Origin of the sequence: Bacillus cereus group sp. BfR-BA-01310, from assembly GCF_022664325.1 — a bacterium.
In the GTDB taxonomy this organism is placed as follows: domain Bacteria; phylum Bacillota; class Bacilli; order Bacillales; family Bacillaceae_G; genus Bacillus_A; species Bacillus_A paramycoides.
In genome coordinates, this window is sequence record NZ_JAKUHD010000060.1 from 1 (window position 1) to 5,765 (window position 5,765).

A 5,765-nucleotide genomic window follows, 5' to 3' on the forward strand; every position below is an offset into this window, starting at 1 on the left:
CACCTAGATTTAGAAACTCGCAAAAATATCCAGGAAGTAAGCCATATTATGGCTACTATGAAAATGAAAATTACATTATTAGTTGGTGCCGAGGGCATTTATTAGAACTAAAACATCCAGAGGAGATGGACGGGAGATACAAAGAATTTAAATTTGAACATTTACCAATTATTTTGGAGCCAGAATATAAAGTGAAATCGGATAGTCTCGAACAAGTTCAAATATTGGTTAAGCTATTGAACCGTTCTGATGTAGATCATGTGGTAAATTCATGTGATGCAGACAAAGAGGGTGAGCTTATCTATAGAGAAATAGTTGAACATGCAGGTGTGAACAAGCGAGAATCCCGCCTTTTTATCTCTTCCTATGAGGCCGCAGAGTTAGAGGGAGCATTGAACCGATTAGAACCAGGAACAGACTATGACGCACTCGCTCAATCCGCTAAAGCAAGGCAATACCTGGACTATATTCTAGGGATTAATGTTACAAGGGGTTGCACATCAAAACTAGCAAGAAACCAATTCTTATTGGCCTCCGGTCGGGTCCAAATGTGTATCTTAAATGAAATCCGTCAAAGGGAAATTGCTATTCAAAATTATAAAGAACAAACCTACTATAATTTAAAGCTAGTAACGGAAAATGGTTTATCACCAGTGATGAAAACAGAAGATCAACTGATAGATCCATCTCCACTCCAAAAACTTGGAGATAGTTTGAAAGAAACAAATGTAATCGTTACGGAATTTAAAGAAAGTACGAGAAAAAAGAAACCAAAATTGTTATATAACTTAACAGATATCTACAAAGATGCTCACGCCAAGCTGAAGGTAAATGCAGAAACAGCAAAAAAACATATTCAGAGTTTATATGACGAAGGCTTTATCACGTACCCCCGTTCCTCATCCAGGCACTTACCTACCGAACAAGCGGAACGAGTAAAAGAAGTAATGGGAGCATTAGAAAAAAGTGCCTATGTAGATCTAGTACAACAAGTGGTTCCATCCTCTATTACGAAAAAACATACTACTTTTAATGATGAGTTAGTAAGTAGTCACTTTGCAATCATCCCAACAACAAAATTATATGTCGGGACCAACCGAAATCCATTAGAAAAGCAGTTATATGACTTAATTGTAAAACGATTTATCGGGAACTTTATGAAACCAGCAATCTACCTGGTAAGAGAAGTACACTTTATAGATCAAGAGGGCAACACATACAGTACAAAAGAAAAGATCCTACAAGAGAAAGGGTTTCTAAGTGTGTTTCAAGAGGATATAGAAGAGGGATCAGTTGAAGCATTTCAGATACCTATTTTACGAGAAGGAGATTCTTTTAGAATCGTTCAGTATGACTTGATTGAGTCTCGAACAAAGAAACCAGCCTTTCATACGGAAAGTTCCATTTTAACCTTTATGGAGACGGCAGGACGTAAATTGGATGATGAACATTTGAAAGAACTTATGAAAGGAAAACGGATTGGGACAGTCGCAACGGAAGAAACGTTTATTCCGAAACTGTTAGAGCGAAGCTATATTGATGTTACCAACAGTCAGATTCGGACCACTAATATTGGTCGTGCGTTTATAGATGCTTTTCCAGTAGATGAAATCAAAAATCCAGCTTATACGGCTGAAATGGAAGGGATGATCTACATGATCGAAAAGAAAGAAATGAAATATGAGGAATTTGTAGAGAAAACAAATACGTTTGTAAAAGATACGGTGGAACAATTAGGCGCAATGGATGATAAGGTGTCGGATAGTATTATTAATACCTGGAATCAGCAGATTGAGGTGTGCAAATGCCCTTGTAGAAAAGGAAAAATCCTTCATAAAGGTAATTTCTATGGTTGCAGTAATTATCCGGAATGTGAAATCTCCTTACCGAAAAAAATTAAAGAAAAAGCGATTCCGGAAGCGCAGGCGAAAAAGCTGTTTGAGGATAAGAAAACAGATCTTTTAAAAGGATTTAAGTCCAATGAGAAGGAGTTTTCCGCTTATCTAGTGTTACATGAAGGGAAAGTTAAATTTCAGTTCCCAACACAAGAGGAGCTGTCATTTGGTAAATGTCCAAAATGTAAAAAGGGGGATATGCTTCATCGTAAAACATTTTATGGATGCACGGAGCATAAAAACGGATGTGATTTTATGTTACCAGCCAAAATGAAAGGAAAAGCAATCCCTGGTAATCAGATGAAAAAGTTAATTCAATATAAAACAACGGATTTTATAAACGGCTTTCAAGGAGAAAAGGGAGAATTTACAGCAGCTATCTATATGGAAGCGGACGGAAGTCTGAAATTCCGTTTTCCAACGACTGAAGATCGTACCATTGGAAAATGTCCATTATGTAAGAGTAGAGTTCTTGTAGGGAAAAGTAACTACTTATGTGAGAAATACAAAAAAGGCTGTGAATTCATTATTTTTGGTACATTCTCTGGTAAAAATCTAAGTAGTAACCATGTGAAAAAGCTATTAGAAAAGAATGTGACGGATCAAATCAAGGGTTTTATCTCAAACAAAAACGGGAAGAAATTTGACGCTCGTTTATCATACAGCGTACAGGAGAAGCGATTAAAATTCTTATTCGGCAAATAAAAATGAAATGTATCAACTATACGTAGCAAAAGAGGACTAGGAAATGGAATAGTCCTCTTTTTTATTTCATTTTATAGAGTAAAGGGGGGATTCCGTAATGGCACATGTCAGTACGGAGGATGCGATGAAAGCAAGAAATATTGACTTGATTTCATATCTGGAAGCAAAGGGAGAAACGTTTAAGAAAGAAGGAAACTATTATCGTCATACGGAACATGACAGTCTTCTTATTAAAGGAAATCAATACGCCTGGAATAGTCGTGGCGAAAAGGGCTATGGAGCGATTAGCTTTGCGATGATGTACTATGAAATGACATTTCCGCAAGCTGTATTAGACATCAATAAAGGAAATTACAAAGAGTTTGATCGTTCAAAAGCTGAAGAAGAACGCAAAAAAGAGCAGCAGCCTTTTAGTTATCCAAAACACTTAGAGGTGCAGAAACAAACAGAGATCAAGAAATACTTAATTGATGAGCGGAAAATAGATCCTCGTTTAGTGAACTGGCTGATTAAAAAGGATCTCATCGCCCAGGATAAGAAAAATAATGTGGTGTTCAAATGGAGGGAAGAAGGGGGCAAGGGGCAAGTAATTGGAATGAACCGTCAAGGTACGGTCAAAATGGAGAATAAAAGAGGAAGCTTTAAGCAAATTGTCCCGAATTATGAAAAAATCCATGCAGGTTTTACGGTTGATGTAGGTAAGCCGGATAAGATTTATTTTTATGAAGATCCAATCGACATGTTATCTCATTGGAGTATCAAGCAAAATAAGATACAAAACGCTCGCCTGGTTTCTATGCATGGATTGAAGTCAAAAACAGTGATTCAATCGTTAATGGATGCGAAAAAAGAAGGACACGATATTAAAGAGGTCATTATGGCAGTTGATAATGATAAGGCTGGGAAAGACTTCATTCAAACGATGAAATGCTTTGTAGATCTAAAAGAGGATATCCCAACGAATGAAAAAGATTGGAACGATGTCCGAAAAAAACAAGTGAATAAGCAACAGCCAAAAGAAACAGCTCAACCAAAGAAAATGAAACCAATTAAAGAGGTGGAGAGAAGTGTCTAATCTACCAGAAATACCAAACATATTACAAATTTTGATGTATGGTTTTATCCTTTATGTTCTTTTTCGTATTTGTAAATTTATGTACCGGAGGATCCAGGAGCGAAGAATATTAAAGCGAATGGCTAAGTCCGGTATTCGCTATATAGACAAAATGGACGGACATCAATTCGAAGTGTATCTGAAAGCTCTCTTTCGAGAGCTTGGGTACTCACCGATGGTTACGAAACAGTCTCATGATTTTGGAGCCGATCTTGTATTAAAAGGTAAGAAGCGTATTGTGATCCAAGCGAAACGATACGGAATGAAAAATAGAGTTGGTATAAGTGCTGTACAAGAGATATATGCAGCACAAGCTTATTACAAAGCACATGAGGGCTGGGTTGTAACGAACAGTGTGTATACAAGGCAAGCGAAGGAATTAGCAGAGGCATGTCATGTAAAACTAATAGATCGTGTAGAACTTCAGAAATTGATTAATAAAATTAATCCCGAATATTCGGCTGAAGATGTGTATCAAGGGGTGACACCGGCAGAACGGAAATGTCCAGCATGTAAGAATCATTTAGTCGTTCGAAATTCAAATAAAACAGGAAATAAGTTTTTTGGCTGTTCTCAATATCCGACATGTACACATACAGAACCAATCAGTAAATGAGCCGTGATGAAAATCCAGCTCTTTTTCTTTTTATTTAGGCTCTGTTAATATTAATTGTTGACTTTCGAACAAAAGAAAACCGCCTCTTATAGAGAGCAGTTTTACTTATATTCATTCTTATGCAAATTCTGAAGCATATTCTTCGTATATCTTTAATGTATTAAGCAATCGAGCTGATTCAATCATGATTTCGTTCGATGAATCAGTTACACAAATGACAATAAATCGATTATCACTTCTGTCTCCAAACAATCCTTCTGATTCAAGTTCCATTAACACATTTAACGATTCTTTCAACAGTGTATTTACTCCCATGTTAAAGTCATCTTCGACGGTTTCATGATATTTCTTAATAATTTTGTTCACTTCATCAAACATTCCGAAATCGTCCCATTCGCTCCACTCAACAGCTCCATATTTATAATAATTGTATAAAGGGTCCGATTTATTAACTTTGATCAGTCTTTCTTTATTAGCCACTGGTCCAATGCTACTGACACAATCGTCTGTAAATATGGAGTACCCATATATTGTATCAACACCGCACCTAGTTATAAGTTCGTTATAATGACAACGAATTGCATTTTTTAACTCAACATATAAACTTTCTTGAAGATGCATTTTCACCGTATTTCCTCCGTTCTTTTTGTAGCGACATGTTGTTACATACTTAAATCTTAACATGATAATCAACATTAAACGTTAATTGAGCCTTTATTTAAAGAATACATGAAAAAATTGAGGTTTAATTAAAAAACAACCCTTCAGATTTGGTTGTTTTGGATTTTAATGAAGTTGTTAATATAATACGTCGTATTTGTTATAAAAACGCATGTAAAGGGAGAAACAGGCTTTACATGCGTTTCTATGTTTTTTAGGAAAAATAAAAAGGGTAGTCATTATTTACGACTTAACCCTTTGTCTACGATCTGACGAATTGCTTCATTTCGATTACTAATCTTATTATCATGCCAAAAATCCTCTATTTGCTTAACTTGTTCTTTTGTAAAAGTAACTAAAATTTGAGTGTATTTATCTTTATTAACAGCCATATTATCGCCTCCTTATAAAAAGTATTATAAGTTATATAACTTATATTGACAACTGGAAGAATGAGTAATAGAATAGTTATATAAGTTATATAACTATATTGGGGAGGTTATTACATGGAACGGAAAGTTAAAAAGATAATGGCTGATCTTCAATTTATTATGAATCATGGTCAAATAAGTGTAGATTTTATGGATTTAGGCTATAAAAGAATGCTTTTTAGTGCATTAGAAGCTACTGGAAAAAAGTTTAATGTGCATACCAATGAACAGAATGAAACAACCTTGTTCTTAGAGTTAGTTTAGTAAATTTACGTAATGAGGAGCTGTTAATAATGGAGCAGTTAACCATTTTTGACGTAATGGATGAAACTAAAAATAAGCTT

Annotated in this window: 6 protein-coding genes; 4 read left to right on the forward strand and 2 right to left on the reverse strand. The window is 35.3% G+C overall.

All coding sequences use genetic code 11. The features are described from left to right. From MR109_RS29330 to MR109_RS29340, 3 genes are all read left to right on the forward strand, one after another. A partial coding sequence (locus MR109_RS29330; protein ID WP_242274822.1) for a type IA DNA topoisomerase occupies positions 1-2,600 on the forward strand: 2,600 nt, incomplete at its 5' end. A gap of 97 nt (positions 2,601-2,697) precedes the next feature. Beyond that, positions 2,698-3,675 (forward strand): DUF3991 and TOPRIM domain-containing protein, encoded by a 978-nt coding sequence (locus MR109_RS29335; RefSeq protein ID WP_242274823.1) that lies wholly within the window; start codon positions 2,698-2,700, stop codon positions 3,673-3,675. Then, positions 3,668-4,330 carry a restriction endonuclease gene (locus tag MR109_RS29340; protein WP_242274824.1) on the forward strand — a complete coding sequence of 221 codons (663 nt, stop codon included), beginning with the start codon at positions 3,668-3,670 and terminating at the stop codon, positions 4,328-4,330. The genes MR109_RS29335 and MR109_RS29340 overlap by 8 nt, the downstream gene beginning before the upstream one ends. 117 nt (positions 4,331-4,447) lie before the next feature. Here MR109_RS29340 and MR109_RS29345 read toward each other — a convergent pair whose 3' ends face one another. After that, positions 4,448-4,957 (reverse strand): DUF4303 domain-containing protein, encoded by a 510-nt coding sequence (locus MR109_RS29345; RefSeq protein WP_242274825.1) that lies wholly within the window; start codon positions 4,955-4,957, stop codon positions 4,448-4,450. Between the two features lie 272 nt (positions 4,958-5,229). Then, positions 5,230-5,382, reverse strand: coding sequence for a ribbon-helix-helix domain-containing protein (locus tag MR109_RS29350; RefSeq protein WP_000290206.1), 153 nt, complete (start codon positions 5,380-5,382; stop codon positions 5,230-5,232). 114 nt (positions 5,383-5,496) lie between these two features. Between MR109_RS29350 and MR109_RS29355 the strand changes: the two genes are divergently transcribed. Continuing rightward, entirely contained in the window at positions 5,497-5,685 is a 189-nt protein-coding gene (locus tag MR109_RS29355) for a hypothetical protein (RefSeq protein WP_242274826.1), read from the forward strand. Positions 5,686-5,765: the final 80 nt, after the last annotated feature.

What these genes read in the sequence shown, in the direction of transcription:
- MR109_RS29335 (WP_242274823.1), top strand. Translation starts at nt 2,698, where the DNA reads ATGGCACATGTCAGTACGGAGGATGCGATGAAAGCAAGAAATATTGAC.
- MR109_RS29350 (WP_000290206.1), bottom strand. Translation starts at nt 5,382, where the DNA reads ATGGCTGTTAATAAAGATAAATACACTCAAATTTTAGTTACTTTTACA.
- MR109_RS29355 (WP_242274826.1), top strand. Translation starts at nt 5,497, where the DNA reads ATGGAACGGAAAGTTAAAAAGATAATGGCTGATCTTCAATTTATTATG.